This is a genomic window from Streptomyces sp. PCS3-D2, from assembly GCF_000612545.2.
Classification (GTDB): Bacteria; Actinomycetota; Actinomycetes; order Streptomycetales; family Streptomycetaceae; genus Streptomyces.
In genome coordinates, this window is record NZ_CP097800.1 from 3,620,142 (window position 1) to 3,646,030 (window position 25,889).

Sequence of the window (25,889 nt, forward strand, 5' to 3'; positions counted from 1 at the left end):
GCTGCGGAGCCTACCTGCGGGGTCACCGGACGAGGACGGACGTCGGGGTGGCCGTGAAGGCTTCGATCTCCTCGCGGAGGCCGGCCGCCGCCGCGCCTCGGTTGCGCCTGCCTTCGACCTGGAGTGCGGAGTGGACCCGCTGGGCGCTGCTGGTGATGCCGAAGTTGCGCTGCTCGATGGGGAGGTCGAGTACCGGCTGGACGGCTTCGATGGCGCCTTCGATCTCGCCGCGGGCGATGCGCGCGAGGGCGAGGTCGGTCTGCGCGCCGGCCTCGTCGCCGAAGGCCCATTCGTCTTCCGTGGCGGTGCGGTACGCGGCGACGGCGGCCTCGGACTGGCTCTCGCCGAGAGCGGGGTCCTCGCCGAGGTGCACGGTGGCCTCGGCGACGTAGTACAGCTGCCGGGGCACCGGGAAGGTCATGATGCCGCCGAAGGCATCGAGGTCGTCGGGTTCGGCGGCCGTACGGGCTTCCTCGGCCTGCTGGATAGCGGTACGGGTGGCTTCGCCGTCGCCGAGGAGGGCGTGGGCACGGGCGGAGAGACAGGCCAGCCAGACGCTGGTGGTGCCGCGGACGTTGCCCGCCGCACCGAGGCCGAGGGTGGCGTAGTCGGCGGCCTCGGAGGGGCGCCCGGCCCAGTAGGAGATGAGCGACTGCAGGGAGCGGACCCAGGCGCGCATGGCGTGGTGGTCGGCGTTGTCGGCGCAGACGAAGGCGGTGCGGGCCTGCATCATCGCGGCACTGGGGTTGCCCAGGTCGTGGCTCGCTTTGGCGAGCATGCCGGAGGTGATGCCGGCGAGCAGATAGAGATCGCGGGCCTGCAGGGGCTTGACCCGGCCGTGCTCGAGGAGCCGGAAGGTGAGGTCCTGTACCTCGACCAGGTCGCCGAGCAAGGTCGGCAACGCGAGCCTCGGGTAGGCGACGGTGAGCCGTCGCACTTCGTCATGGATCTGGCCCAGGGTCTCCGGGCCGATGCTGCTGCCCTCCGCCAGGGCGGTGAACCTGAGCGCACGACGAGCCGCCATCGCGACCTGCCTTTCCAATTCCGTGGTGCCCGCGTCGAGGCGGGACTCGCTGCTGAACGGGCCACCAGCAGGCAGTGCCGCTGCCCGCTCGGAGGGGAGAAGGACAGGGGCTGGCCGTGGCGGTGGGACGACGATCGGGGTATCGACCGCAGGCGTGGGAGCGAGAAGACGATCGACGCTGACGCCGAACATCGCCTCCAGCACTCGGCACTGGTCCGGGTAGGGGCGGGTCTTGACCGCACCGCCGTACCAGCGTTCGAACTGCCGCTTGGAGACCGACAAGCCTTGAAGCCGACGGTCGTTCTGCTCCTCCGCGACCGTGTTGGCGGTCGCTTCGAACCGGAGGCGGAAGGTCTCGTAGACCTGCCAGTGCCGCTGCAGCGTCAAGACCCGTAAGAGCGTGGGAGTTTCAGCCACCGCAGATCCTCTCCGTCCCCGTTCGCCTGGTCTGACGATAGCCATGGCCGATCAGCGGGAAACCCGTTCGACGGCTTGGCGGCTGAGATGACGGCAGCCATGACGGCAGTCATGACGCATGACGTCATCATCCGGCGCGTCGGGCCCTCGACGAGGGCGGCTTCATGACGGCGGCGACGTCGTATCCATGCCTCGGCGCCCGCCTCATGCTGAACGCACTTCGCTTTGCGTGTCGCCCTGACAGCGAAGCGTGAGATCGGCGGCTGTTCGTCAGCAGTCCGGCTCGATCACCCCATCCAGCACCACGTGCACACCTGTCCGCTGCTCGGCGGGCCGGGAACGGGAGGGAACCGATGGAAACTCCGACCGCTCTGGCAGGGCAGATCGCCCAGCTGGACGCCGTGGACTCCGCCCAGCTGGAGCGGATGCGCCACGAGGCCCTGACGGCGCAGGCGCCCTGGAAGGCGGAGTACGGCGCCTACCAGTCGGGGGGCTGGTGGACGACCTCGCTGATGAACGCCTCCGGTGACGCCGCCGACGTGACGATCGGCGACTGCGCGGCCAGGCCGACGGACCTGCTGGCCCAGATGCCGGACACCGCCGCGCTGCTGGCCGAACTGGGCCTGAACTACATGTGGGTGCGGCTCGCCCGGCTGGAGGCCAACGCCTTCCTCTGGGAGCACCGCGACTACGACGAGCTCGACCAGGTGGAGCGGCACCGGCTGCACATCCCGCTCCACACCAACTCATCGGCCTACCTGGTCACCGGCGGCACCAAGGTCCACATGACCGGCGGGCGGATCTGGCGGCTGACGCCGACGTACGCCCACGGGGTCTGCAACCTGCTCGGCCCCGACCGGATCCACCTGATCGCCGACGTGTACGCCGACGACGCCTACCGGCGCCTGGCCCGGCACCCCTCGCTCCACCCGACCGCCGTCGAGCCGCTCCCCGCGATCAACGAGACGATCACCGCCGAGCGGCTGCAGGCCGCCCGCGCCATGGCCGACCTGGGCTACACGGAGGCGGCCGAGCGCATGCTGCTGCGGCTCTTCTACGCCTACGCCCTGCCGGAAGGCACGGTCTACGACCTGATCGCCGAGCTCCACACCTCGCTCGGTGACGAAGAGGCCGCGACGCGCTGGGCCTCGGCCAAGCGCCGCCTCCTCGCCCTCACCGCCTGACCACCCGCAAGTCCAACCCGCCGGAATCCGAACGGAGGACGCGCATGCCCACCCTGCACCTGGCCGAACTCACCCACGCCAACCGACCCGCCCAGCTCCCGCTCCTGTCGAGCCTCGCCGACATCCTGGCCACCTCGCAGGCCGTCACCCACCTGATGGTCCGCGGTTCGCTGGCCCACGGCACCGCCGACCGCCTGTCCGACGTCGACTTCGTCGTCGGCGTCCACGACGCCCAGCTGCCCGCGTTCGTGAAGGCGCTGGACGACCTGATGTCCATCGAGGCCGGCGCCCTGCTGCCCGGCTGGCGCGACACGATCGTCGCCGACCTCGGCGGCGTCGGGATGGTCTTCCTCGTCCCGGACGAGGGCAGGCTGCACCAGATCGACCTCTACCTCGTGCCCGCCACCCGCATCCCGCGCCTGCGGGCAACGGTCGCCACCGCCTCGATCCTCGAACGGGAGCTGGCACCCTCCGGCCCTGAGGCGGTCCTGACTGCCGAGCGGTTCGCCGCGGAGTTCCTCGCCCGGCCGCGTACGTGCACCGAGCTGCTGATCGAGCACCTGGTGCTGGCCGTACTGCTGCACAAGCGCATCAAGCGGGGCCAGCGCTTCGTCGCGTACTCGGAGTGGCACCGGCTCCACACCGCGACGAAGGACCTCATCAAGGCTGCCCTGGCCCCGGGGTCCCGGTTCTGGGGCTGGTACCAGCTGCGCGAGGAGATCGCCGTCACCCCGATCGGCCGGGCCTGCCTGGGCGACCTGGATGCGGCGATCGGTGGGCCGGCCGTCCCGCTCGCCGAGGACGTGGACGCGGCCATCGCGCGGATGCTCGCGCTGGTCGAGCGGGCTTGCCCCGAGGCCCTCGACGGGCTGGGCGACTCCATCGCCGCCTACCGCACGTACCAGGAGCTGGTGTGAACGCACTCCACCTCGCGGGCCCGGCCACCAGCTGGGCCCGCGAGGGCCTGACCGCCGTGTTCTTCGGCGGTGTCGTCCCCGCCTCCGCCGAGGAGGAGAGCCTGGCCGAGGAGATCGGCCGGGCCCTGGCCCAGGCCGGGTACTCGCTCCTGCACGGCGGCTACAACGGGCTGATGGAGGCCGCCGCCCGCGGAGCGAGCTCCGAAGGAGCCACGGTCACCGCGGTCACCCTGACCGGAAAGCACGACGAGTGGGGACCGTTCAACCCGCATGCCACCAGCTCGGTCCACCTCCACGACCTCGGCGCGCGGCTCAACCACTACCTGAGATACGCCGATGTGATCGTCGCGATGGGCGGTGGCGTCGGCACACTGCACGAGCTCACCGCCGCCCTGTACTACGCGACCACCATCCGGCCCGTACCGGTCTTCCTCGCCGGGTCGGCTGCCCTTCGCCTGCTCGCGTTCCTGCGGCAGGAGAAGTGGCTGTACGAGACCCCGACGCGGCCACTCGGTTTCCTCACCGCCGTCGAATCCGCCGCCGCCGTCCGCACCTGCCTCGCCACGCTGGACACAGCCCCGATCGGAGAAGCATGACCGCCAGCACGACGCCGGCCGGCCTCACCGCCAGGCTCGCCGAAACCGCCTGCGTCACCGCCCCGTTCCAGCTCGCCGACGGCGCCCGGCTGGATGCCTACTTCGACGAGTACCGGCTGGCCGCCGACCCCGCACTCCTGCACGACACCGCCGCCGCCCTGGCCGGTCTCGTGCCCGCCGACGCCCAGCTGCTGGCCGGGGTCGAGCTCGGCGGCGTCCCCCTTGTCGTCGCCCTGTCCGCGGCCACCGGTCTGCCCGCCGTCTTTCTGCGCCGCCGGCCGAAGGGCTACGGATCCCGGCGACAGATCGAGGGCGCCTCACACACCGGCCGCCGCACCGTCCTCGTCGACGACGTGGTCCGCTCCGGCGGCCAGCTCCTGAAGATGGCCCGTACCCTGCGGATCGCCGGGGCTCCCGTGACCGACGCGATGTGCGTGCTGGAGCGCCCGCTCGGAGGCCGCCTGCTGCTGGCCGAGCACCGCGTCACCCTGCACTCCCTGCTCACCGAGGCCGACCTGCCGCCATCTCAAGGTGGTGCTGCCGCATGAAGAGGGCCGTACTCTTCGACCTCGACGGGGTCCTCCTCGACAGCCATGCCGCCCAACTCGCCACCCTGGCCGGGTTCGCGACTTCCGCGCTCGACCGCCGCGTCACCGTCGCCGACCTCCCCACCGGTGCGGCAACCGTGCCGCGGCAGCAGGTCCTGGCGGAACTCGGACTGAGCGGAGCGATCAACGACGACGGCTGGGACGCGGCCACCGCGACGGCGAGCCTCGGAACCGAAGTCTTCCCGTTCGTGGGCGAGACCCTAACGGCCCTCCGGGCCGCAGGTGTCGCCACGGGCATCGTGACCCTGCGAAGCCACCGCAGAGTCGGCTGGCTGCTGCCGCCGGACGTCGTCGACCTGATCGACACCGTCGTCTGCTTCGAGGACGCGGCCCCCAAGCCCGCGCCCGACGGGCTGCTCCTCGCCCTGCGGCAGCTCGACGTCGCACCGGAGGGCGCCGTGTTCGTCGGTGACACGGAGCTCGACGTCCACGCCGCCCGGGCGGCAGGCGTACGAGTCGTCGGGGCGGGATGGGGCTTCGCCGGTCCCGAGGCCCTCAGCCGGGCCGGCGCCGACCTCGTCCTGCCGCACGCGGCAGCGCTCGCCGACGTACTGCTCCTCCTTCTGGCGGGAGCCGCGCCTTCCCACCAAATCATCAAGCGATCTTGATGCCTGACCCGCTACTCTGGGTGGTGCAGCGCGCACAGGATGACTGCATCCATGTGGGCTGCTGCACCACCTGTGAGCAACGGATCAGGAGTCATGGTCTACACCGTGGGGGCGCGAGCTATCTGCGTCGAGCTGGAGAACTGAGAACCCTCAGTCCCTGTTCTCGGCCCGGCTCGGCGTGTGATCAACCCCCACCTCTCCACGACTCTTTCCGTGAGGGCCACACCACCATGCGCTCGACGCAGATCCGCTCCACCTTCCTGGACTTCTTCACCTCGCGCGGCCACCGCCAGGTCCCGTCCAGCCCGCTCATCCCCTCCGACCCGACCCTGCTGCTCGCCAACGCCGGCATGAACCAGTTCAAGCCCTACTTCCTGGGCGAGGTCACCCCGCAGTACCCCCGCGCCACCACCATCCAGAAGTGCGCCCGCACCTCCGACATCGACAACGTCGGCCGCACCAACCGGCACGCCACGTTCTTCGAGATGATGGGCAACTTCTCCTTCGGCAACTACTTCAAGGCCGACGCCATCGCCTACGCCTGGGAACTCCTCACCCAGGGCTACAACCTGGAGAAGGACCGCCTCTGGATCACCGTCTACGAGGACGACGACGAGGCCGAGCAGCTGTGGCGGAAGATCGGCGTCCCCGCCGAGCGCATCCAGCGCCTGGGCATGGAGGACAACTACTGGTCCATGGGCGTCCCCGGACCGTGCGGCCCCTGCTCGGAGGTCAACTACGACCGAGGGCCGGCCTTCGGCCGCGAGGGCGGACCCGCCGTCGACGGCGAACGCTACGTGGAGATCTGGAACCTCGTCTTCATGCAGTACCAGCGCGGCGAGGGCGACAAGAAGGGCAACTTCCCGATCCTCGGCGAGCTCGCCCAGCAGAGCATCGACACCGGCCTCGGCCTCGACCGCCTCGCCGCGATCCTTCAGGACGTCGAGAACGTCTGCACCACCGACCTGCTCATGCCCACCCTGAACATCGTCCGGGAGCTCGCCGGCCGCGACTACCCCGGCAACGGCGAGGAGAAGGTCTCCTTCCAGGTCGTCACCGAGCACGCCCGCTCGATCGCCTACCTCATCGCCGACGGCGTCCTGCCCGCCAAGGACGGCCGCGGATACGTCCTGCGCCGCCTCATGCGCCGGGCCATCCGCCACGCCCGCCTGCTGGGCATCGACCAGCCCGTCCTCGTCCCCGCCACTGCCACCGTGATCGCCAACCTCGGCGACGTCTGGCCGGAGCTCACCGACCAGGCCAACCTCATCGAGCAGGTCGTCACAGCCGAGGAAGATTCCTTCACCCGTACCCTCACGCAGGGCACCCGGCTGCTGAACGCCGCCATCATGCGCACCCGGGAGAGCCGCTCCGGCTCACTGCCGGGCGAGACCGCCTTCGAACTTGCCGACACCTACGGCTTCCCCCTGGAGCTGACCGTCGAGGCCGCCCACGACGCCGGCCTGACCGTCGACGAAGACCGCTTCGCCACGCTGCTGGACGAGCAGAGGAAGCGCGCCAAGACCGGCGGCAAGGCCAAGACCGCCGACGCCCTGCGCCGCCAGGACACCTACCGGGAGCTGTCCGCCCACCTGCCGCGCACCGGCTTCCTCGGCTATGAGCACCTCACCTCCGAGGTCACCGTGCTCGGCCTGATCTCCGGCGGGGCCGTCACCACCAGCGCCCCCGAGGGCTCCGACATCGAGTTCGTCCTCGACCGCTCGCCCTTCTACGCCGAAGCCGGCGGCCAGGTCGGCGACACCGGCACCCTGCGCACCGAAGACGGCACCCTGCTGCGGATCACCGACACCCGGTACGGCCTGGAGGGCTTCCGCGTCCACAGCGCCCGCGTCCTCGAAGGCGAGCTCCGCACCGGGGCGAGGGGCGAAGCCACTGTCGACGCCGACCGCCGCAAGGGCCTCATGCGCTCCCACTCGGCCACCCACATCCTGCACGCCGTCGTGCGCACCACCCTCGGCGACCACGCCCGCCAGCAGGGCTCCCTCGTCGAGTCCGACCGCCTGCGCTTCGACTTCGCCCACTTCTCCGCGGTCGCCCCCGAGCAGCTCTCCCGGATCGAGGCCGCCGTCAACGGCCACGTCCTCGACGACCCGGCCGTCCGCGCCTGGCACGCCGACCGCGCCGAAGCCGAGGCCGCCGGCGCCATCGCCCTGTTCGGCGAGAAGTACGGCGACACAGTCCGCATCGTCGACATCGGCGACTTCTCCCGCGAACTGTGCGGCGGCACCCACGTCGCCCACGGCTCCCAGGTCGGCACCTTCCGCCTGCTCAGCGAAGGCTCGATCGGTTCCAACCTCCGCCGCATCGAAGCCCTGACCGGCCACGGCGCCCTCCGCCACCAGGACACCGAGCGCCGCCTGCTCGACGAGGTCTCCGCCCTCCTCACCACTCGCCCCAAGGACGCCCCCGAAACCCTCCGCAAGCGGCTCGACGCTCTCAGCACCGCCCAGCAGGAACTCGGCCGCCTCCGCCAGACCGAGCTACGGAACCGAGCCCAGCAGCTCGCTGCCTCAGCCCGCCAGGTCGCCGGCGGCCGGATCGTCACCCAGAAGGTGACGGACCTCGGCCCCGACGAGCTGCGCACCCTGGCCGCCCATACCGCCGATCTCCTCAACGGCGACCACGCCGTCGTCGTCTTCGCCACCGGACACACCGGCAAGGCCCACCTCGCCGCCGCCGTCACCCGCAGCCTCCACGACACCGGCGTCCAGGCCAGCCAGATCCTCACCGCCGCCGCCCGCAGCGTCGGCGGTGGAGCCGGAGGCAAGGGCACCGTCGCCAGCGCCGGCGGGCGCCGCACCGAGGCCCTCGACCAGGCACTGGCCATCGCCACCGAGGACGCCGCCCGCGTCCTCAGCCGGTAGCACCAGACAGCCTGAGCCACCGTTGTCGGCGCCTCCCGATCGCGGGAGGCGCCGACACCCGTAGTCACCGCCCGCGTCCGCCCTCCACCAGCCCCTTCCGCAGGACCAGGCTGTCGTAGTTCGTCACATCCCACCGCCACGTCCCAACGGGCGTATAGCCGCGGCGGCGATACCAGCTGATCAGCTCGGCGGCGTCAGCAGAGGTGTCGATGACCACCGCATCGGAGCCCATCGCAGCGATGCGTTCCTCCGCCAACGACAGCAGCCACTGCCCAAGACCCGACCCCCGGTGCGCGGGGTCCACGGCCAGCTGCCAGAACGAGCCCGAGCCGTCCCCGGCCGGATAGCCCTCCGGAACCTCGTGCGAAGCCGCCAGCGTCACGGTGCCCACCAGCTCGCTTCCCTGCAGGGCCACCCAGCACTCACCCCGGCCCAGCCGGTAGGCCGTGTCCTCGGCCGACTGGTACGAGGCGAAGAAGACTCGGCCCTCAGCGGCATGGCCCGAGTAGGCACGGTGAAGTAGACGGGTCAGTGCCGCAACGGAGTCGCCTTGGGTGAACGGTCTCACCACGACCGCCTGCCGGCCGCTGAGCCGCATCGACGCACCTATGGATGGCCTGTCCACACGATCGAGTATCAGTCGTCGAGCGACGCACTGCCCGCTGAGCTGCTAGGACGCCCACAGGAATGTGACTCACGGCCCCGGCTTGAACATGTCGAAGATGGGGAGGTAGCGCGTCCAGCTGTGCCCGAACACGATGAGCATGACGAGCACGGCCCATGCCGTTGTGAGGTTCCCCCGAGATGCGGGGTGGGGTGACAGAGGGTCAGATGGGTCTCATGAGAGGAGCCCAGACGATGCCTGCCCCGAGAAAGTACCCGCTGGAGTTGCGTGAGCGTGCGGTCCGGATGTACCAGACCGCCGAGCCGAAGCCCGTGATCCGCCGCATGGCCGAGGAACTCGGCGTGCACCACGAGGCCCTGCGTAACTGGATCCGTCAGGCCGAGGCCGACGCCGGCGAACGAGGCGACCTGCTCACCACCGCCGAGCGCGAGGAGCTCGCCGCTCTGCGGAAGGAGAATGCCCAGCTCAAGCGGGCGAACGAGATCCTCAAGGCCGCCTCGGCTTTTTTCGCCCAGGAACTCGACACGACCCGGCGAAGGTACTGACGTTCCTCGACGAACGCGGTGATCTCGGTGTCGAGCCCGTACTCCGGGAACTGCACATCCCCTCCTCCACCTACTACCGCTGGCGCCAGGCGGTGAAGGAGCCGTGCGAGCGACGCCGCAGGGACGCGGAGCTGACGGGCAGGATCCGCCAGGTCCACGAGGAGTCCGGCGGCATCTACGGCTCACCCCGAGTGCACGCCGTCCTCAGACGCGAGGGCACTCGCGTCGGCCGTAAACGGGTCGAACGGCTCATGCGGGAAGCCGGCCTGGCAGGGATCAGCCCCCGCAAGTCCAAAGGCTTCACCCGCCGCGACCCGGACTCCGACCTCGCACCCGACCTGGTCAGACGCGACTTCACCGCCGACGGGCCGAACCGGCTGTGGGTCACCGACCTGACCATGATCCCCACCGGGGAGGGGCCGCTGTGGCTGTCCGCGATCCGCGACGCGTTCTCCCGCCGGGTCGTGGCCTGGGAAACCTCCGCCCGCGCCGACGCCGACCTGGTCCTCACCTCGCTGGAATACGCCCTCGCCAGCCGCGAGCCCGCCCCCGGCGAGCTCGTCCATCACGCCGACCACGGCTGTCAATACACGTCCGTGAAGCTCACAACACGCCTGGTCAGGGCCGGCATCCAGGCGTCCATGGGCTCGGTCGGCGACTCGTACGACAACGCCCTCGCGGAGAACCTGTGGATGGTCATCAAGACCGAATGCATCCGCAGCCGCGTCTTCGCCACACGTGCCGAGGCGAACCTCGCGCTCTTCGAGTACATCGACGGCTTCTACAACCCCCGCCGCATCCAGAAACGGCTCGGCTACCTCAGCCCCATCGAGTACGAGGAGAAGCACTACACCAACCAGGCAACGACCGAACAAGTGAACCTGAAACCACGTCAACCCGCTCTGACCAGCTAGTCAGCCACACCCGTACAGCGGGGGAACCTCAGTTGCTGCTGCGGCCGTGGCCATGTCAGGAAGCCCCAGGAACGACAATCCCACGACACCACCGGCGATCAGCAGGACTGCCGCTGCCACATGAACCAACTCGCGATCACGTGCGGGCTTTCGACCTTCCAGCGCAGTCTTCGGGAGAAGCGCCCCTATGTGGCCGGCGGCATACTGCTCGGCGATGGTCGCAGCCAGACCAGCAAGCTCTCCGAGGGCGACAGAGAGCTGCCCGTGGTCCAGTTCCGCCTCCGCCTCCCTCAGCTTGGCCACCACCTGGCCACCATGGGTCCTGAGCTCTCTCCGCCGGGGGGAGAACGGAGGCACCCTGCCGGATCGGCCATACGCCTGCATGACATTGGCCTCAAGCCGCCGGAGTGAGGCCGATACCTCCCGCAACTTGTGAGCCTTTGTGTCATGGCCAGCGGCGTACGCCTCGGCGCAGGCATGGATCACTGCCATGCACTCGAGTGTCAGAAGGTTGCGGACGAATACACGCCCGTACGGCCAGCTGCGGCCACAGACCCATGCGAGCACTGGGCAGGACGCGGCAAACACCCATGCCCATTTCGAGACAGGGCGATTGCTGATGTCGCTGGCCACAGCCATCGCGAAGTACATCACGACGCTGTAGCCCAGCATGAGGGAGGCGAGAAGCATGACGACCCACGGCGCCTGGCCTGCATGCGCTCTCCTGAGTGCGACACGCACACGGGCGGGTACAGGCCACCAGCCGTAGCCCAGGCGGTCAAGGTCCGCGCGCAGCCTGGCCATCTCGAGGTCAGTCGACCGCCGCAGACGCCTACTCCGCCGCGCCCGTAAGGCGCCCTTCAAAGTCATGGCCGTGAGCATGCCACCGAATACTGACAGGCAGGACTGCCTTCCGAGGATGCTCCCCAGCTTCCGGTCCGGTCGTCCACCACAGTTGCGCATCAAGGCCCCAGGTCAGCGACCTGGGGCCTCGCTCAGGGGCGAAGGCGTCCGTATCGTCTGCGCACCGTCATCCATCGGTGCGGATCTCCTGCCAGCGCTGCGCGACAGTGCTGTCCACGGTGTAGAAGAACTCCGTCTTGAAGTCGGGGCTCGGGCTCAGTTGCTCGATCCAGGTCATTGGCCAGTCACGGCCGTCAAAGTGCTTCTTCAGGTGGCGGCTGAAGGCCGAAAGCGCTCCTCGCAGGTGGGTGCGGTCGATGTCCAAGAGCTCGACAAGGCGTGTCGTGCTGACATAGTCACCAGGGTGCTCAGCCAACACATCCAGCAGCCTGCTCACGCTCTGCGTGGATGACAACCGAGTCTCGGCCAGCCTCCGGAGCACCTCGGCGGTCCATTGCTCGCCCAGCGTCTCACCGCCCGACACATCGCTCTCGACCGTCGTGTGGCCGGAGAGCTGGACGACGTACGCCTGGACCTCCGCCACGAACTGGCGAGGCACCGGAACGTACACGTATTCGCTGTCCTGCTGAAGCAAGGTTCCCCCCACTCGAGAAGCTGCACTGTCAAGTCTCACCCTGACATACAACCTGGACTCCGTCTACCCAGAGGGAGACTCCATATCTCACCGAGTCTCCTCTCGGCGGCTTCAAGCGTTCGTCCGGAGGCTCCGTAACACCCCCACCTGCGGGACCGCTAAAGATCGTTTGCGTGAGACGGCCCACCAGCTCCCGCGTTCCCGGCACCATCGGTCCATCCACACCGATGAGGGGACGCCTTGAACCTGGTCCGCACGACCGCCCAGCAGATGGTTCCGTACCTCGCACGAGCCCGATTACGGCTCGAATCCTGGCGCCTCCGCGCCAATCGGCGGATTATCGGCACCCGACTCCGCAGCCTCACCTCGTCACTCCAGGTACTGCAAGTGACGGAGCGGAAGCTTCCTCATACCCGGCGAGCACTCCAGGACACTCGGGCAACCCTCGAAACAGCCCCCTACGGCTCCATGGCCGTAACCCTTTGCGCCCTTTGGCTCGGCATGAGCCTGATCAGGTTCTTCGCAGCGGTCGTCCAGGACCTGGCTGCAGCACTCGGCATCGAGTCCGTCACAAAGGCCGCGAAGCACTTCCTGTGGGTTGTGCGCCCTGAAGCCGCGAATCAGCCCGTGCATGGATGGGACGCGTTGATCTACATGGTCACTGGCATGAGTGTCGTGATCACCCCTGTCTGGTGGCTTCTGAAGCGACGCCCAGCACGAGGAGCCGTCCTGCGACACCGGGCGACCATTCACACCGTGGAAGCGCTCAACCTCTGTGCCGAGGCCTACAGCCGGCAGCCCGGACAACGTGCCTCACAGCTCCGAGCGCTCGACCTCGGCATCCGTGCAACCGAAGACGCCATCCTGCTCGCCCACCGGTACACAGGAACCATGCCCCGCCGTTCTGCCAGGAAGGCAGCAGCCCGTGCGCATGCGGCACAGGTCGCGGGTGCACTCCGAGCAGAGTCGCTGCGGATCGACGTGGACCCGGAAACCGCGCTGCCTCGCTTGGGGACCATGTTGGCCGAGATCGGCGAACGGTGTGCGGAGGGCCGTGTCGGGTCCATGCTGCCAGCGGAATCCCTCGTGGACGTCGCACCCGTGTCCGCAGCACGCGCAACGGTCCGGGAGTCGATCCACGTGGCCGTGGTCATCATTGCCGCTATGACGGCCGCCGTCGGGGCTTCAGCTGCACTGCCCACGCTAGGAGTGCATGATGACCTGCGCCCATGGCTCATCGTGGGGTGCGCCGTGTTGGCAGCCATTCTGGTCGGCGGTTGGCACCGTGTGGGTCGACTTCTGGAACTAGTGCCGGGCAAGTAACTCTCTCGCTGGCTGAGGTCGCGGTGCGGAACGTCAATGTGCGGGTGTCCCCAGCCTCGTTCTGGCAATTTCACTGCGCCCGGATCGTCCACAGCAGCACTGCATCGTTATGCAGGGCATGGCACGCCGGCCATCCAGGCGGGCGGCACGTCCTGGAGGGACCAGGTCATGGCACATCCGATCCGGCTGAAGCGGTACTCGGTGGAGACCGAAGCCGGCTGGCACTCCTACTCGCTCGATGGCGACCTCGTTGCCTTGGTCGGCGCGGTCAACACGGGCAAGACCTCGTTCTTCGAGGGGGTCGCATACACCTTCGGGGCAGACCCAGTCTGGCCGGTCGCAATGGACCGTTTCGTACACCGGGTGGAGACCGAGATCTTCCTGGGCGGACAACATGTGCGGCTCCGCCGCAGCGTGCGTGGCGCAACCCGCCAGGTCGAGCTCCTCGAACCCGACGGCACACTGACCGAGATCCTGCCGCTCAAGGACGTGGACGACACCGGCCGCACCACCCTGTCCCACTGGCTGATGGATGCACTGAGCCTGTCCAATCTGCTGGGCACCGCACGCCGGGGAAAGAAGCCGGTTACCTTCAACGAGCTGCTCGACTTCATGTACGTACGGCAGTCGACCATCGACCAGAAGATCGCCGGCCATCGAGCTGACCGTCCCAGCGCCCTGCGGCAGACCCTTTTCGAGCTGCTCTTCGGCCTGTCCACCCCAGACCTCCCAGCCCTGGAGGCGGAGCTACGTGCCGTCAGCGACACCATCCGGCAGCTCAACCAGGACCAGGCCAGCATCTCCACGTTCCTCAATGCGTCGACCGCTACCAACCTCGATGCCATCCAAGCTGACATCGCACGCGCGACTGAGGAACACGAGGCCGCAGAGCGTCGGCTGAAGGTCATCGAAGCCGAACTGACTGCCTTGACCGGAGCCGCAGAACCCCTGCGCGCTGCCTTGCGGCAGGCCGTCGCTGAGGCGGAAGCCACGCATCGCCGTTCCAGCAGCGCACGCCGCGCTCTGTCCGACAGCGAGAGCAGCGTGGATCAACTTCGCAAGCGCTTGGAGAAGGCCCACAAGCCGGTACTGCATTGCCTTCACTGCCAAGCCGATCTGAGCCGGCGCACCTTGCCGGAGAACACATGCCCCCTGTGCACTGAGACGAACGTCGATCTTGCGGCGGCAACCACCCTGCTCCAACAGCAGCTGGACGCTGCTCGCGACCGGGTCGTCCAGGGCCAAGCGCGGGTAGCTGAGGCTGAGAAGGCAGCAGCCGCAGCCGATGCGCGCGTCGGAGATCTCCAGCAGCGTCTGGACGAGGCGACCCGTCGCCTCATCGCTCCGCATGCCGACCAGCTCGCCGATGCCCGAGTGGCTGTCGCCGAGTCAGCCGCGCGCCTACAGAGCCTGCAACGTCTGGTTGAGCCTCACCAGCGCCTGCGCACCTTGAAGGAGCAACTGCGGGAGGCCGAGGAACGGCGGGCCGAGCTCACGCAGGCGCGCAAGGATCTGATCGACAGCTACGCCGTACGCCGCAGCGACGTCTTGGACAGCCTCAACGACATCTTCGGTGACGTCGTCGCCGAAATGGACCTGCCTTGGTACGCCGGAGACGCCCGCATCGACCGCGACACCTACCTCCCCATCGTGGATGGACAAGGCGTCGAACGCCTCGGTGGAGGTACTCGCGCCGCGGTCACCGTCGGCTACCACGTCAGCCTGCTGCGGTACCTGCTCACCAACCGCGTCGGCGATCTGCCGACCTTCCTGATGATCGACTCACCGACCAAGAACATCGGCCGCAACGACTGGGATACCCGCTTCGCCCAGCGCATTTACAGCAGCTTCGTGGACTTCGTCACCGCCCGGGCTGGTGCCGGCATCACCACCGACCCGTTCCAAGTCGTGGTCGCGGACAACGACCTCCCGGCGTCTGTACGAGGCCACGTCCTGGTACACGACTTCGACCACGACCGGCCGCTAATTCCCGGTCTAAGGAACCCGCACGCAGCCGAACAACCATCCAACTGACCCCCCGCTGCTCAGCGCCCGGTATACCTCTGACACGCTTTCCCGGCGCCTACGCCAGACCAAAATTCCAGCCTGCGAAGCAACAAGGGTAGCCCCCGGAAGCTCAACCGCGCGAATTCTCAATCCGGCGAAAAACCCAACGGTCCAATCGGCCAGTACTATTTTCCGCAGCGACATATTCACCCGTCGGAAGAATAGCCAACTGGCACTTCTTTGCGATCAACTTCAGGCTCTGCCCAGATGAGGCAACGAGGCGGGTTTCCAACAGGCGGTTGCGCACGTCACTAATTTCAACACCCCTTGACTTTAGCCATGCGATCATCTCCGGGTCATCGCAACGCACCTCCCTCCCTTGACACAGCCGCGTTAGCAAAACAAATTCCTCCTCTCCGATGAAATTTGGACGCCACCGCTCTGTCGCCGAAGTCACGTCAAGCGTTTCATCACCAGCATTATGCACTTGAATTTGCCAGCCGCCTCTCCCATCGAGGATGGCAGCACGACAGCTCAACAGAGTCCTGGCGATCTCAGTCTCAAGATCTTCTCCCCAAACCTCTCCCCCAAGGCCGTACAGCTCATCCAGTCGCGTCCAAATGAACTCCAGCAACAGCCTCAGCGGGTTCTCCGGCGTCGAGAAGTAAAACGGCCACCACCCATCGATTAGAGGTGTCATGAACGGCCGACCATTGGCCTTAACGAGGGAGTATCCACCCGAAACGATCAATTGAGGGAAATTTGCCGGACCGAATCCATGCTTCCCAATATTCTGCCCAATGTAGTTCGACATCGACGATCGAAATGCTCGCTCGCTCTTAAATCCGTGCATCCCGAGAATGATTCGGACCGCAGAAATCTGTTCCAGGAGGAGGGTTTGAAGTACGGCATCCTCTTCGTAGGCGAGGGCGACAGGCCCCTCCCCATCCCAGGCCAACTTCCCAGTCATCTCCGCGAACGTTCTAACCGACGGAGCCATACTCCGATCGGGGTCGTCCGGCACCTCGTCATCGCCTTGATAGTAGGCGTGCTCGATCTGAGCGACTGAATTAAGCTGAGCAAACGCATCGCGAAGCTCGGCCGAGTGGAGATTCTTCTTAACTTCGACAACGGCAATGATGTCTTTAACATGCCACACATAAGAGTCGGTATATGGGATCCTTTCTCCCTCGCCCCGAACCACCATGCAATCAAGTTGGCCGGACATGCTTCCGCGACCGTCGCGAGCAAACCCGGATACCACCTGCAGACCCAATCCGACCGGCAGGGCGCGGTTCAATACGTCTGAAGACAGCCCCTCATACATGTCTCCAATTGTGGGAGCATGCCTTACAGGAGCATTGTCGAGTTTAGGCAGCTCGTCTCGAATAATGCCCGACAGAAGGTCGGAAATCGTGCGAATCACTAGACCTCACCCACAAGTTGACCCAACTTACGCGCCCGAGAACGCCATCGAAGGAATTCCCTTTTAGCCAGCGGCGCATCAAAACAAACCACCAGCGCACCCCTGTTCCCGTAGTCCGCTCCCACTCCACCTCGGCCGGGACACTTCACAGCCTGCCTTCGGCGACTACCAAGTACTGGGGCCTACGCCTCGCCCCCTTCGGACAGGCTCGACGGCGACCTCCTGAGCGCGCAGGCACGCCGCTGCCGGAACACCCCGCCTCATGTCACCGACCTCGCGAAGGTAGGGGATGCCGCCGTGGCCCGAGCCCTTCACACGCGACTGCTCCACTGGGGACGTCACGAGGGGCCGTGCCATAACGTGCCAGTAGAAGCGGGGACCAGCGGTCAACACGGGGTGTCAGAGCCGGCGGACACCACACGATTGCGAGACGTTTCCGCAGGTCAGGCACCACTTATGCACTCCGAGTCCGGGTGATTCCCAAGCTTATAGCGCGGGTTCGATTCCCGTCATCCGCTCTTGAGAGAAGGCCCAGGTCAACGACCTGGGCCTTCTTCGTTGTCTAGACCTATGAGCGCCGCCGTCCCTCGGGTCCAGCCAAGCCCCGAGCAAACGTCGAGACGTCCTCAACGACCTTCGACGTAAGGAGTCTCCCAGCGGGCGATGTCGGCCACGAACTCCTGGTAGGAGCGATTCGTCCCGTTGGGTTTCGCCAGCAGGCCATGCTCCAATGCCGCCGCCACGATCTCAGGCCCATCACTCTCTCTGAAGCGCGGACTGTTGAGGGCGCCTTCGAGGTCCTCTTTCGGAGTCTGGCGACGCCCTGTGTCCTTCCCCAGCCATGTTGCCGGGATTTTCCACGAGGGTCGGTAGAGCGTAAACGCCTTCGGAAAGAGAAGGAGCCATGCTTCAGACTCTGCGGCGGCAAGTGCATAGACAGACGCGGAGGCGCCGGTCGCCTTCGCCAGCGCCTGCGAGACAGCAGTTCGCGCAGTGTCATAGGCAGGCCCAGGGCAGGAATCCATGTCCTCGTGGACAGCGATCCCAACGAATTCTCCGCCTTTCAACCGGGCCTTACCACGCGCCTTGCTCACCAGGATTCCCGCTGCAGTTGCCAGGTCGGCACCCGACTTCTTCCGCAGCCGCACGGGGTCGGTGATCTCGGTAAGAGTGACTGCGTGTGCAAGGGCAGGGTGTGCAGCCTTGATGAACGCCGCCAGCATGCGACGATCGTTCGCACTCTCGCCCGCGAGCACGACCACACCGCGACTCACAGACCTGGGTATCCGTTGGCGACTCACAGCTCGTCCTCCGTCAGGTCGCCGCCCAGAACGCCCGAGAACCACAGCTCACCAAGGGGCTGATCACCTGTCTCTGCAACGATCGTCTCGATCTCATCTGTTGTCAGAGCAGGGATGATGGAGGCACCAGCTTCATCTCGATCGCAGACGACGAACTCGTGAGGCTCCAATCGGTCCACGAGCGCTGGCGAATGGGTCGCCACGATGAACTGCGTTCGGCGGGACGCCTCCCGCATACGCTCAACGATGAGCTCAAGTGCTTGCGGATGCAGACCATGGTCGATCTCTTCGACACACGTCAGTGCCGGAGGCCGGGGATCGTAAAGCATGGCCAGGAGACCTAGAAGACGCACCGTTCCAAACGAGGCGTCGGCAAGCGGCGTCGTACGACGCAAGCCGCGTTCATGAAGTACCACTGCAAGTCGATCTGCGTAACCTCCGACTGAGGTTCCCCCGCTGTACGGGTGTGGCTGACTAGCTGGTCAGAGCGGGTTGACGTGGTTTCAGGTTCACTTGTTCGGTCGTTGCCTGGTTGGTGTAGTGCTTCTCCTCGTACTCGATGGGGCTGAGGTAGCCGAGCCGTTTCTGGATGCGGCGGGGGTTGTAGAAGCCGTCGATGTACTCGAAGAGCGCGAGGTTCGCCTCGGCACGTGTGGCGAAGACGCGGCTGCGGATGCATTCGGTCTTGATGACCATCCACAGGTTCTCCGCGAGGGCGTTGTCGTACGAGTCGCCGACCGAGCCCATGGACGCCTGGATGCCGGCCCTGACCAGGCGTGTTGTGAGCTTCACGGACGTGTATTGACAGCCGTGGTCGGCGTGATGGACGAGCTCGCCGGGGGCGGGCTCGCGGCTGGCGAGGGCGTATTCCAGCGAGGTGAGGACCAGGTCGGCGTCGGCGCGGGCGGAGGTTTCCCAGGCCACGACCCGGCGGGAGAACGCGTCGCGGATCGCGGACAGCCACAGCGGCCCCTCCCCGGTGGGGATCATGGTCAGGTCGGTGACCCACAGCCGGTTCGGCCCGTCGGCGGTGAAGTCGCGTCTGACCAGGTCGGGTGCGAGGTCGGAGTCCGGGTCGCGGCGGGTGAAGCCTTTGGACTTGCGGGGGCTGATCCCTGCCAGGCCGGCTTCCCGCATGAGCCGTTCGACCCGTTTACGGCCGACGCGAGTGCCCTCGCGTCTGAGGACGGCGTGCACTCGGGGTGAGCCGTAGATGCCGCCGGACTCCTCGTGGACCTGGCGGATCCTGCCCGTCAGCTCCGCGTCCCTGCGGCGTCGCTCGCACGGCTCCTTCACCGCCTGGCGCCAGCGGTAGTAGGTGGAGGAGGGGATGTGCAGTTCCCGGAGTACGGGCTCGACACCGAGATCACCGCGTTCGTCGAGGAACGTCAGTACCTTCGCCGGGTCGTGTCGAGTTCCTGGGCGAAAAAAGCCGAGGCGGCCTTGAGGATCTCGTTCGCCCGCTTGAGCTGGGCATTCTCCTTCCGCAGAGCGGCGAGCTCCTCGCGCTCGGCGGTGGTGAGCAGGTCGCCTCGTTCGCCGGCGTCGGCCTCGGCCTGACGGATCCAGTTACGCAGGGCCTCGTGGTGCACGCCGAGTTCCTCGGCCATGCGGCGGATCACGGGCTTCGGCTCGGCGGTCTGGTACATCCGGACCGCACGCTCACGCAACTCCAGCGGGTACTTTCTCGGGGCAGGCATCGTCTGGGCTCCTCTCATGAGACCCATCTGACCCTCTGTCACCCCACCCCGCATCTCGGGGGAACCTCAGACTTGCTCAAATTCGATGGCATCCAGTTGAGGAAGGATACGACGAGCATCTCGCGTTAGAAGTTCCCAACGGTCCTCATCCGCACTGAGCTGCACCAGAAACGCAGCCAAGTTCTCGGCATGGGAGTCCAAACGGCCAGCCCTGATCGAGCGGGCGCGAGTCGGCTGTCGAGCGGCGGTGACGTCCACATCGAAGACCCTGAAAGAGGACAAACGGTCCGCAACCCGCGCAACCTCTTCCCCGCCATCCGATCGCCCCAGCCGAGGCAAGGTAGACAGACCACTACTCAGTCGCTGGATGCCAAAACTTCCCCCATCAGACTCACGACCAGCCCTCCTGTCTACGACACGGGCTTCTTCTCCGGAGATCGTGATGCGCCGGCCTCGGCCCTGTGTCCGCTTGAACTGGAAACTCTCCTGGCGTGACAGCGTGTAGGAGTCGCGATTACTGGGCGCGGACCGTCTGCGAATGGTCAGTGAGTACTCATCCGGAGCCTTGACGCTCGCGTGTGTCGTCCAGTCCGCCTTGAGCCTGATCGCCATCGATGTCGGCGGCTTGTCGCCGCCCCAGAAGGCCACCTCGTCGAATCCCCCCCGCTCATCAAGTGCAGGCTTGAGGTCAGTCCGGATGATCGCGGCCAGGAAGTCGAACACCTTGAGTACGTTCGACTTGCCCACGCCATTAGGGCCCACCAAGACGGTGAGCGGACCGAGTGGGATCGTCACGTCCCGAAGGCTGCGGAAGTTCTCGACATGTAGCTCTAGAAGGCGGCCGGGCATGAGATGAACCTATCGGGTATCAGATCGTCGGGTTGCGTAAGTGATTGTCCTGAGTGGCTCGCAAGCAGCAAGGCCAGGTCTCCCGCCTTCATCCCTGTCACACATCGCCAGCGGAGCAGATGACGGCAGTGGTGATCCTCCTCGCAGCGTAGGCGGTGCCACTGACTCGGCCATCCGCCTTACCGAGTCGCGTAGCTGCCCGGTCCAGCGGGGATCGGGCGCAGATGCAACAGGTGGTGGGGCAGTACCTCCTGCCGTCACGCGCCTGGACCTTCGGGACAGTGCAATGATCGCCCACCCAGCCGTCGACGTCTGTAGGGCAGAGCCCACACTTCTCGACCACGACTGTGTCTGCGCACGGACCCCATGCCGCGCAGCAAGCAAGGTAGAGAAGGGAACGACCCCGGCTACTGGGGTTCGCATCTCCCGTCACCCGATCGGTGTGAGGACAGACCGGAGACCAGAAGTCCCTCACTCCGGGAAGGAGCCAAGTGAGTGCCTTCGACCCGTGCCACAACGTGCCAGTAGAGGCGGTAAACAGCGGAGAACAAAGGCTTCGGCAAGGAAGCCGATACGGCGGGCCTGACGAACGTCGTAGCAGCTCAGACGGCGTGTGGACCCCGAAGTGCCGGGTGATTCCCAAGCTTATAGCGCGGGTTCGATTCCCGTCATCCGCTCCACGACAAAGCCCCAGGTCAGCGACCTGGGGCTTGTTTGTCGCCTAGGCCTCTCAGGGGCCCGCGCGCCATGCGCGCGGCCCAACTCGCAGGAATATCCTGCCCACAGCGCCTTCGCATGCCACCGGCACCCCTACTCCGCGAGCCGCTCAAGGCGCCGCTCGACCTCGGTGGAGAGGATGGCCGGCAGGTCGCCCACTCACCCACACACCAGCCGTTGGACTTGGTGTCGCCCTCGACGCAAGGTCTTTCCTTTCGGACGAGGCCCTTAATGACAAGTAGTTCTTGCGATTTATCGGCGTGGGGTCCACACTGCTCCCATGACCGATAAGCCCCGCGCCCGAGCTCCGCAGGCCGCCCTGACCGACGCGCAGAAGCTCGAACTGGATCGGGCGAAGAAGGCCGCCGACGATGCCGTCGCGCACTTCCGTGAGACCGCGGGGCGTATCGCCGTAGACCTCGGCCGCGGCGGAGCGCCGGCCGTCGCCAGGCACATGGAGTGGACACCCCAGTACGCGTCCACCCTCGCCGCCGCCTACAAGGCCAAGCAGGCCGCCCAGGGCAGCGAGACTGAGGAGGTGGCGGCATGACGACCGCCCCCAGGCCGTCCGGCATCCCGCCCATGCCCGAGCGGAACACGAAGGCGTTGCGCACCGCGATCGCCGAGCACACACCGCAGCTCCTCGCCGACTTCGACGCCCACTGGAAGTGGGCCATCGGCGACGCGCACGACATCGCCCCGGTACCGGCGTTCCTCGCCCAGTGGTGGGCCGAGTTTGCCATCGCCCGCGATCCCTCACTCGACCGGCACATCCACGACCTGGAAAGCCGGGCAGCCGACGCGTCGACGAACGCCGAGGCCACGCAGTTGCTCACGCAGGCCGCGCACCTTCGGCGCGAGGCGGGGAAGGCGGAGCCCGGCCAGTGAGCGACTTCATGGGGCCGCCCTGGCAGATGGACTGGGTCGATACGGCCCGGACCGCCCGCGACTCCCTACCCAAGCCGGTACGCGACCTGATCGACGGCATCCGAGCCGAACTGGTCACCGTCGAGGACCCCTATTTCCGCGGTACCGACAACATCCCAGATCTCCCACCCGGCTGCCGTATCGCCCCGCTTCGGTCGACGGTGCCGAACGGACTGTACGTCTGCTACTTCGATCACGGCCGGGGCTGGATCCACTACACGTTCACCCGCCGCACCGCCGACCCGCAGATCATCGTCGAGGAGGTGTTCTGGCAGTGACCTGCGACAGCACCCTCGCGCATCCAGCTGGCGCGGAAGCCGTGCCACAACGTGCCAGTAGGGGCGGTAAACAGCGGTCAACAAGGGTCGCACCGAAGCAGCCATAACGGCATCGTCAGCGGTCGTATTCGCAGGTCAGGGACTGTGCGCCTACCCAAGTACCGGGCGATTCCCAAGCTTATAGCGCGGGTTCGATTCCCGTCATCCGCTCCACGACAAAGCCCCAGGTCAACGACCTGGGGCTTGTTTGTTGTCCAGACCTTCCGGCGTCCGAGCTGCCCTTCGCGTGCCATAGCGGCCCTCACCGTGCATCAGGTTGGGCCCAGCCCCGTACGCAGCAGGTCCAGGAAGACGGTGGCGGCGGGGCTGGAGGGGCCGTCCGTCCGCCAGGCCACGGCGACCCGGCCGCGTAGCCGCGGCTCGGTGATCTCCAGCGTCCGCAGCCCGAGGGCCGACGCCGCACCGGCGGGGAGGGCCGGAACCACCGCCACGCCGAGACCGCGGGCGGCGAGCTGTGCAAGGAACAGCGGAGCGGCCGCCTCGAAGGCAATGCGGGGCCGGAACCCCGCCTGCACGCACGCGCGGTCGAGCACTCCACGGATACCTGTGCCACGCGGCAGGCTGATCAGCGGGCGATCGCGGAGCTCGGTCAACGGAATGCTCGTGCGATCCGGGGGCATGAGGGCGGGGTCGTCCGGGGTGACGGCTGCGACCAGGGGTTCGTCGACCAGGACTTGGATGGAGATGCCTGGCGGGGGCTCCTCGTCCGCGAGTCCGATCACGGCGATGTCGAGTTCCCCTCGGTGCAGTGCGGTGAGCATCCGCTCCGAGGTGTCCTCGATCAGAGCGATCTCCACCTGGGGGTGGTCCTCGTGGAATCCGGCCAGGACGGCCGCCAGGCCGAACTCGTGGGCTGCCGCTGCCGCACCCGAGACGAGACCGAGGTTGACGTGCCCGCGCAGCAACCCGGTGAACTCGTCCGCGGTCTGCCGAACCGCTTCGACGGCGGTGAGCGCGGCCCGCGCGTACGGCAGTACGGCCTCGCCCACTTCCGTCAGGGTCACCGACCGGCCGGAGCGGTCGAGCAGCGGGTGCCCGAGTTCCTTTTCGAGCTGGCGGACTTGGGCACTCACCCCCGGCTGAGCCAGGTGCAGACGGGCGGCGGCGCGGGTGAAGTTGGCTTCCTCCGCGACCGTGACAAAGTACCGCAACTGCCGGATGTCCATAACTGATCATGCTAGTTGCGAGACATTCAAACTCTTGGACTTATGGCGGGCCTGCCGAGAGCCTTGAGGTCATGGGGAACACGACTCGCACGACTCACCGCAGACCAGCCGCGGACATCAGAGCCGCGATCGCTGCCGAACGCCGCGAGCTGGCCGCCATGCTGGATGGTCTGCCGGCCGCGCAGTGGGACGCGCCGACCCTGTGCGGAGGGTGGCGGGTACGGGAAGTCGCGGCCCACATGACGATGGGGTTCCGGTACTCCATCCCCAGGATGGCGTGGGAACTGATCAGGTCGCGAGGCAACCTCCATCGGATGACCGACCGTTGCGCCCACCAGGACGTGGCTGCCCATTCGACGCGTGAGCTCGCCGCATTGCTCGCTGACAACGCGGACCACCCTTGGAGGCCGCCGGTCGGCGGGATCGAGGCGGCCTTGGGCCACGACGTGATCCACGGCCTGGACGTCACGGTCGCGCTGGGCCTCGGCCGCAGGGTTCCCGAGGATCGCGTGCGCATCCTCCTGGAGGGCGTCAGCCCCGGGACCCTCAAGTTCTTCGGAGCCGACCTGGCCGGCATCGAACTCCGCGCCGACGACCTCGACTGGTCCTTCGGCACCGGAACGCCTCTGTACGGCGCCGCACAGGATCTCCTCCTGGTCGCATACGGCCGACGGCTCCCCGCAGGGCACCTCCGCGGCGAACCGGGCGTCCGCTTCCTTGCTGCGGAAGCGTGACGGCGGCACGCCTGACCGTCGCCCGTCCTCCTGCCGGTGACGCAGGCCCGGCACCGCCCCGCCTCGACCACTCAGAGCCGTCGACCGGACCAAGCCACACAGGCACCCGTCCACTGGAGCCAACGAACATGCGCATCCGACTCCTTCAGGGACTCGCCCTCCTCTCCACCGGCCTCCTCGCCGGCGCGTTCGGCTACGGAGCGGCCAACCTCGTCCCCACCTTCAACGCGGTACCGCTCGACATGCGGCTGTCATTCCACGCCGAGCTGATGAAGATGAACGGCATCACCATGCAAGCGGCGATGGCCGTGTCGACGCTGAGCTCCCTGGCTCTCGCGGCCCTGACCCGCGGACGTGCCCGGCTGATCGCGGGTACGGCAGGTCTGCTGACCCTCGCGTCCTTCCTGATAACCCGGTTCGGCAATGTGCCGATCAACGGCCGGATCAAGGAATGGGCGCATACATCGGCGCCGGTCGACCACACGGAGATCCTGCGGCGCTGGGAACTCTTCAACAACCTGCGCACGCTCACCGCCGTTGCCGCATTCGCTCTGCTGATCGCCCTCTCCCCAAGGCAACCGCCGACTGACCAGAAACAGCCGCGGACCACCTCCGGACCACAGAGGAACCACTGAACCGCTCTGACCGAAAGCCTCCTGCAGAACGCCGATCAAAGCTGGTGCAGTGGCGGCACGACCAGGACCACGGCGAGGAGGCGTGGCCTCATCCGCGGGAGCGCCTGGGTCTCGAACCATCCGCCGGAAGGGAGCATGTGACGGCGAGCCGTGCCGGGGGTGGGATCCCCCAGCTCCGCCGGGTCAATGCCCAGGTTGGCGAGTTCCACGATCTGGTCGGCGACGGCTTTCACCTCATCGCGCACAGCCTTCGGGAAGCCGACCTCATCCTCGGCATGGAAGGCGTACTCCCACACCCAACAGTCGTCGGTCACCGGGCGGCCTCGCCGGCCGTACGGATACCTGCCTCGGCGGCGGCGGCATTGCGAATCCGGCTGATCTCGGCGGCGACGTCGCGCGCCTCGGCCAGGTCGGTGACCTCTCCGGCACGGGCCTCCAGCGCGCGAAGCCTGGCAGCGGTCTCCGGGTACCGGGCAATGGCGACCTCGACAGCCCACGCCTCGGTGAAGGTGCGGAGGGGAACGGCGGACACCTCGGCACGCGCGCGGGCCGTGCTGGCCGCGCGGTCGCGGTCGAAATCGGCGAGCAGCTGCGGGGCGACCTGGGCGAGGGCCGCGCGGATGGCCTCAGGCTGAGCGGGCGGCTGCGGGATGGCGGACGGCTGGGGCGCGGTGCTCATGCGGCTTCGACCCTCTCCTCTTGATCCAGTGCGCCCGCCCGGTAGGCATTGGCGAGGGCGGTGACGTGCTGGCGGGACCAGCCGACGCGGCGACCAACCGCCGCCTTCTGCCCGTAGCGGTCAGCGGAGCCGATGCGACCCGCCGTGTGGTTGAGGTGAGCCTGCGCCCGCGCCAGGGCCTGCTCGGCCCGCCGGACGGCCTTGAGGGCCTCGTCCAGCTCGGTCTTCTCGTCTACGGTCAGGGGGTCGCTCGTCGCTCGCACACC

27 protein-coding genes and 2 pseudogenes are annotated in these 25,889 nt (G+C 67.2%); 15 read left to right on the forward strand and 14 right to left on the reverse strand.

Features of this window, described 5'->3' with window-relative positions:
* Positions 1–22 precede the first annotated feature (22 nt).
* On the reverse strand, positions 23–1,411 hold the full coding sequence (locus AW27_RS15690; RefSeq protein ID WP_106967574.1) for an NsdA family TPR-like regulatory protein: 1,389 nt from the start codon (positions 1,409–1,411) through the stop codon (positions 23–25).
* Between the two features lie 383 nt (positions 1,412–1,794).
* Here AW27_RS15690 and AW27_RS15695 point away from each other — a divergent pair, with 383 nt between their 5' ends.
* From AW27_RS15695 to alaS, 6 genes are all read left to right on the forward strand, one after another.
* On the forward strand, positions 1,795–2,625 hold the full coding sequence (locus AW27_RS15695; protein WP_037920750.1) for an aspartyl/asparaginyl beta-hydroxylase domain-containing protein: 831 nt from the start codon (positions 1,795–1,797) through the stop codon (positions 2,623–2,625).
* A gap of 44 nt (positions 2,626–2,669) precedes the next feature.
* Positions 2,670–3,542 carry a hypothetical protein gene (locus AW27_RS15700; protein ID WP_037920749.1) on the forward strand — a complete coding sequence of 291 codons (873 nt, stop codon included), beginning with the start codon at positions 2,670–2,672 and terminating at the stop codon, positions 3,540–3,542.
* Positions 3,539–4,138 (forward strand): SLOG cluster 4 domain-containing protein, encoded by a 600-nt coding sequence (locus AW27_RS15705; RefSeq protein ID WP_052030380.1) that lies wholly within the window; start codon positions 3,539–3,541, stop codon positions 4,136–4,138. The genes AW27_RS15700 and AW27_RS15705 overlap by 4 nt, the downstream gene beginning before the upstream one ends.
* A complete protein-coding gene (locus tag AW27_RS15710; protein ID WP_037920747.1) occupies positions 4,135–4,686 on the forward strand; it encodes an orotate phosphoribosyltransferase in 552 nt (183 codons plus the stop codon). Before AW27_RS15705 ends, AW27_RS15710 begins: the two co-directional genes overlap by 4 nt.
* Positions 4,683–5,354 (forward strand): HAD family hydrolase, encoded by a 672-nt coding sequence (locus AW27_RS15715; protein WP_037920744.1) that lies wholly within the window; start codon positions 4,683–4,685, stop codon positions 5,352–5,354. The genes AW27_RS15710 and AW27_RS15715 overlap by 4 nt, the downstream gene beginning before the upstream one ends.
* Positions 5,355–5,584: 230 nt before the next feature.
* Entirely contained in the window at positions 5,585–8,239 is a 2,655-nt protein-coding gene (gene alaS / locus AW27_RS15720) for an alanine--tRNA ligase (protein ID WP_037920742.1), read from the forward strand.
* A 64-nt stretch (positions 8,240–8,303) separates the two neighbouring features.
* On the opposite strand, the gene AW27_RS15725 is transcribed toward alaS, so the two are convergent.
* Positions 8,304–8,864, reverse strand: coding sequence for a GNAT family N-acetyltransferase (locus tag AW27_RS15725; RefSeq protein ID WP_172671311.1), 561 nt, complete (start codon positions 8,862–8,864; stop codon positions 8,304–8,306).
* Positions 8,865–9,097: 233 nt separating this feature from the next.
* On the opposite strand from AW27_RS15725, the gene AW27_RS15730 reads away from it, so the two are divergent.
* Both AW27_RS15730 and AW27_RS15735 read left to right on the forward strand, forming a co-directional pair.
* Positions 9,098–9,409, forward strand: a complete 312-nt coding sequence (locus tag AW27_RS15730) for a transposase (RefSeq protein WP_304949858.1) — start codon at positions 9,098–9,100, stop codon at positions 9,407–9,409.
* Entirely contained in the window at positions 9,406–10,323 is a 918-nt protein-coding gene (locus AW27_RS15735) for an IS3 family transposase (protein ID WP_304949957.1), read from the forward strand. Before AW27_RS15730 ends, AW27_RS15735 begins: the two co-directional genes overlap by 4 nt.
* Here AW27_RS15735 and AW27_RS15740 read toward each other — a convergent pair whose 3' ends face one another.
* A complete protein-coding gene (locus tag AW27_RS15740) occupies positions 10,324–11,193 on the reverse strand; it encodes a hypothetical protein (RefSeq protein WP_304949874.1) in 870 nt (289 codons plus the stop codon).
* 160 nt (positions 11,194–11,353) lie between these two features.
* Positions 11,354–11,821 carry a hypothetical protein gene (locus tag AW27_RS15745; RefSeq protein WP_157840219.1) on the reverse strand — a complete coding sequence of 156 codons (468 nt, stop codon included), beginning with the start codon at positions 11,819–11,821 and terminating at the stop codon, positions 11,354–11,356.
* A 468-nt stretch (positions 11,822–12,289) separates the two neighbouring features.
* Here AW27_RS15745 and AW27_RS15750 point away from each other — a divergent pair, with 468 nt between their 5' ends.
* Together AW27_RS15750 and AW27_RS15755 are read left to right on the forward strand one after the other, a co-directional pair.
* Complete coding sequence (locus AW27_RS15750) at positions 12,290–13,144, forward strand: hypothetical protein (protein ID WP_052030376.1); 855 nt, start codon at positions 12,290–12,292, stop codon at positions 13,142–13,144.
* A gap of 168 nt (positions 13,145–13,312) precedes the next feature.
* Positions 13,313–15,178, forward strand: coding sequence for a coiled-coil domain-containing protein (locus tag AW27_RS15755; protein ID WP_037920738.1), 1,866 nt, complete (start codon positions 13,313–13,315; stop codon positions 15,176–15,178).
* 103 nt (positions 15,179–15,281) lie between these two features.
* Here the strand turns inward: AW27_RS15755 and AW27_RS15760 are convergent, their stop codons facing one another.
* The 6 genes and pseudogenes from AW27_RS15760 to AW27_RS15785 form a co-directional block, all read right to left on the reverse strand.
* Positions 15,282–16,577, reverse strand: coding sequence for a DUF6602 domain-containing protein (locus tag AW27_RS15760; RefSeq protein ID WP_370466492.1), 1,296 nt, complete (start codon positions 16,575–16,577; stop codon positions 15,282–15,284).
* A 626-nt stretch (positions 16,578–17,203) separates the two neighbouring features.
* Entirely contained in the window at positions 17,204–17,800 is a 597-nt protein-coding gene (locus tag AW27_RS15765) for a hypothetical protein (protein WP_236647609.1), read from the reverse strand.
* A gap of 74 nt (positions 17,801–17,874) precedes the next feature.
* Positions 17,875–18,321, reverse strand: a pseudogene (locus AW27_RS15770) (AAA family ATPase); the annotation flags it as partial.
* Positions 18,322–18,352: 31 nt separating this feature from the next.
* Positions 18,353–19,270, reverse strand: coding sequence for an IS3 family transposase (locus tag AW27_RS15775; RefSeq protein WP_304949957.1), 918 nt, complete (start codon positions 19,268–19,270; stop codon positions 18,353–18,355).
* Positions 19,267–19,578 (reverse strand): transposase, encoded by a 312-nt coding sequence (locus tag AW27_RS15780; protein ID WP_304949858.1) that lies wholly within the window; start codon positions 19,576–19,578, stop codon positions 19,267–19,269. The genes AW27_RS15775 and AW27_RS15780 overlap by 4 nt, the downstream gene beginning before the upstream one ends.
* Before the next feature lie 69 nt (positions 19,579–19,647).
* Positions 19,648–20,427, reverse strand: a pseudogene (locus tag AW27_RS15785) (AAA family ATPase); the annotation flags it as partial.
* A 997-nt stretch (positions 20,428–21,424) separates the two neighbouring features.
* Here AW27_RS15785 and AW27_RS15790 point away from each other — a divergent pair.
* The 3 genes from AW27_RS15790 to AW27_RS15800 are packed head-to-tail and all read left to right on the forward strand — an operon-like array spanning position 21,425 to position 22,349.
* Entirely contained in the window at positions 21,425–21,694 is a 270-nt protein-coding gene (locus AW27_RS15790; protein ID WP_037920736.1) for a hypothetical protein, read from the forward strand.
* The gene (locus AW27_RS15795; RefSeq protein WP_037920733.1) at positions 21,691–22,032 is read left to right on the forward strand and encodes a hypothetical protein; all 342 of its coding nucleotides are present in this window, start codon (positions 21,691–21,693) and stop codon (positions 22,030–22,032) included. The genes AW27_RS15790 and AW27_RS15795 overlap by 4 nt, the downstream gene beginning before the upstream one ends.
* On the forward strand, positions 22,029–22,349 hold the full coding sequence (locus AW27_RS15800; RefSeq protein ID WP_236647607.1) for a hypothetical protein: 321 nt from the start codon (positions 22,029–22,031) through the stop codon (positions 22,347–22,349). The genes AW27_RS15795 and AW27_RS15800 overlap by 4 nt, the downstream gene beginning before the upstream one ends.
* Positions 22,350–22,660: 311 nt before the next feature.
* Here the strand turns inward: AW27_RS15800 and AW27_RS15805 are convergent, their stop codons facing one another.
* Complete coding sequence (locus AW27_RS15805; protein WP_037920732.1) at positions 22,661–23,575, reverse strand: LysR family transcriptional regulator; 915 nt, start codon at positions 23,573–23,575, stop codon at positions 22,661–22,663.
* A gap of 71 nt (positions 23,576–23,646) precedes the next feature.
* Between AW27_RS15805 and AW27_RS15810 the strand changes: the two genes are divergently transcribed.
* Both AW27_RS15810 and AW27_RS15815 read left to right on the forward strand, forming a co-directional pair.
* Positions 23,647–24,309, forward strand: coding sequence for a maleylpyruvate isomerase family mycothiol-dependent enzyme (locus AW27_RS15810; RefSeq protein ID WP_052030374.1), 663 nt, complete (start codon positions 23,647–23,649; stop codon positions 24,307–24,309).
* 128 nt (positions 24,310–24,437) lie between these two features.
* Positions 24,438–24,944 carry an anthrone oxygenase family protein gene (locus AW27_RS15815; RefSeq protein WP_052030373.1) on the forward strand — a complete coding sequence of 169 codons (507 nt, stop codon included), beginning with the start codon at positions 24,438–24,440 and terminating at the stop codon, positions 24,942–24,944.
* 35 nt (positions 24,945–24,979) lie between these two features.
* Here AW27_RS15815 and AW27_RS15820 read toward each other — a convergent pair whose 3' ends face one another.
* From AW27_RS15820 to AW27_RS15830, 3 genes are read right to left on the reverse strand one after another with little or no spacing between them, the layout of a single operon-like run.
* On the reverse strand, positions 24,980–25,258 hold the full coding sequence (locus AW27_RS15820) for a hypothetical protein (RefSeq protein ID WP_037920730.1): 279 nt from the start codon (positions 25,256–25,258) through the stop codon (positions 24,980–24,982).
* Positions 25,255–25,623, reverse strand: a complete 369-nt coding sequence (locus AW27_RS15825) for a hypothetical protein (RefSeq protein ID WP_037920727.1) — start codon at positions 25,621–25,623, stop codon at positions 25,255–25,257. The genes AW27_RS15820 and AW27_RS15825 overlap by 4 nt, the downstream gene beginning before the upstream one ends.
* On the reverse strand, positions 25,620–25,886 hold the full coding sequence (locus AW27_RS15830; protein WP_037920725.1) for a hypothetical protein: 267 nt from the start codon (positions 25,884–25,886) through the stop codon (positions 25,620–25,622). The genes AW27_RS15825 and AW27_RS15830 overlap by 4 nt, the downstream gene beginning before the upstream one ends.
* Between the last annotated feature and the right edge of the window lie 3 nt (positions 25,887–25,889).